At 32.6% G+C, this 1,870-nt stretch carries 2 protein-coding genes; both read right to left on the minus strand.

What is annotated here, in order from left to right; all coding sequences use genetic code 11:
• Window positions 1–59 precede the first annotated feature (59 nt).
• Window positions 60–1,205 (minus strand): MFS transporter, encoded by a 1,146-nt coding sequence (locus N4310_RS08310; RefSeq protein ID WP_262092804.1) that lies wholly within the window; start codon window positions 1,203–1,205, stop codon window positions 60–62.
• Between the two features lie 18 nt (window positions 1,206–1,223).
• Window positions 1,224–1,870 (minus strand): hypothetical protein (locus tag N4310_RS08315; RefSeq protein WP_262092805.1); only part of this gene is annotated, 647 nt, incomplete at its 5' end.

Here is a 1,870-nt window from a genome sequence, read left to right on the forward strand (position 1 = left end):
AAATCAAAAACTTCTAGAAACATTGATCTATCAGGGTTTCTAGAAGTTTTTTTAGTTATCTATGAATAATTCGGGGTAAATGTAAGACTACTTACAGCTCCTGGAATTAAAGAGATCACAAGAGTCCCTAGTGGCATAAATAAAATCGCTACCGTAAATACAGCTGAAAAAACTCGACCTAAATATTCATCCGCTACTCGTTGCTGAATCCTACTAATGAAATGAATATTGTATATTGATAAAAAGGTCATAAAAACCAAATTACCGATATAAGGTAAGACTACAGAAATAGGAAAAAAGTTGGCCAATCCAATATAGGCTATCCCAAGGCCGCTAAACCCTAGTGATAATAGCAGATTGCTTCTAGTATTCGTTATAAATTTCGATACAAAGGCACCTAAAATGGATCCTATAGCTCCAAAAAATAATAATCTGGAATACACTTCTTCAGTACCAAAAATAGAATTCGAAAACGGCAACAAGAAATTATAAACTGCCAAAAAGAAATTAATTAAGGCCGATAGGATTAACAATTCAAGCAGTTCACCATTGGACATAATATAGCTCAAACCATATTTTATTTCTGAAAATAATTCTTTAAAAGTTCCCTTGGCTGTAGACTTGTCACCAGTATCTTTAACATCAGTATTATCGACAATGGTTAAAATAGTTAGAAAAGATCCTAGAAAACTGAAACCATTAATCATCAAAGCAACCCGAATCCCAAAATTAACATATATGTAGTAAGTCATCACGGGAGATACTACACTAAAAACTTGTAAAACTATTTCAACTAAAGAATTAAAATTCAATACCCTGTCTGAATCAATTACTCTAGGAACAATTGATTTAAAGGCAGTACTTGAAAACGAATAGGTTACTGACAGTACTACATTAGCAACAATAATACCATACACTAGTACTTGATCATTTCCTATTAGCGAAATGAGGATACAAACCAAGGCACTTATACTATCTGAAACTAAGAGTATTCTTTTTCGATTTGAAGAATCTGCGATAGCTCCAGCAATGGGATTGAAGATGATTGAAATTAGCGTTTCCAGTATTTGATAGATTCCTAAATATTTCTGACCTAGTATTCCCATTGAGGCAATCCAAACACTATTTGCATAGTCGTAGGTCACATTTCCTATCTGGTCTAATAGTTTACTGAGTAATAATTTAAAATAGTTTTGTTTCTGCAATAAATACTCCTTTCCAAATTATCGATTCAATAAGTTTCGAGTAATTGGCACAAAAACCAAGTCTGATCCACAACTAAAGAAAGTAACATATAATTTAGCGTCTGAGAATTTTTCCAAAGAATACTGTTGCTTGGACAATTCCCCAATGGTTCTATCTAAATCTTTTTCACGTAGCGCCCCCAAGAAGTTATTGCTAAATTTCAAGTTATCATCCAGATAAAACTCGTACTTCTGAAGCTCCTCCGGAATAACTGGATAGTTTTTATAAATAGAATTATTTACATTATCTCCAGATAAAAAGTGCTGATAAATTGCCTCAAATCTTGTTTTAAATTCCTCGTAGCTATCATCCGCTTGGTAAATAAAAGGAACTGTCGTATGGATATCTCCAAAAGTAGTCGTAAACATATCCTTATTAAATTTGCGCAAATTAATAATGGTAGAACCAGATACAATTTCTTGGTTTTGAGAAGAACACAATAGTTCTGAAAGAATAAAATTCCCATATAGGATATTCTCGTAATTTGTTTTATAAGGAGTTTTAACGATAAAATATTTTGAAGACATCGGATAAGATTTCCCAAAAAAGGGGTGTGTCAAGAATTTTGTGTAAACTCCAAAGCAGAGTTTGAATGTGTGTATTAATCGGACAAGGAATTGTAAGG

Source organism: Streptococcus danieliae (assembly GCF_025447695.1).
Lineage (GTDB): Bacteria > Bacillota > Bacilli > Lactobacillales > Streptococcaceae > Streptococcus > Streptococcus danieliae.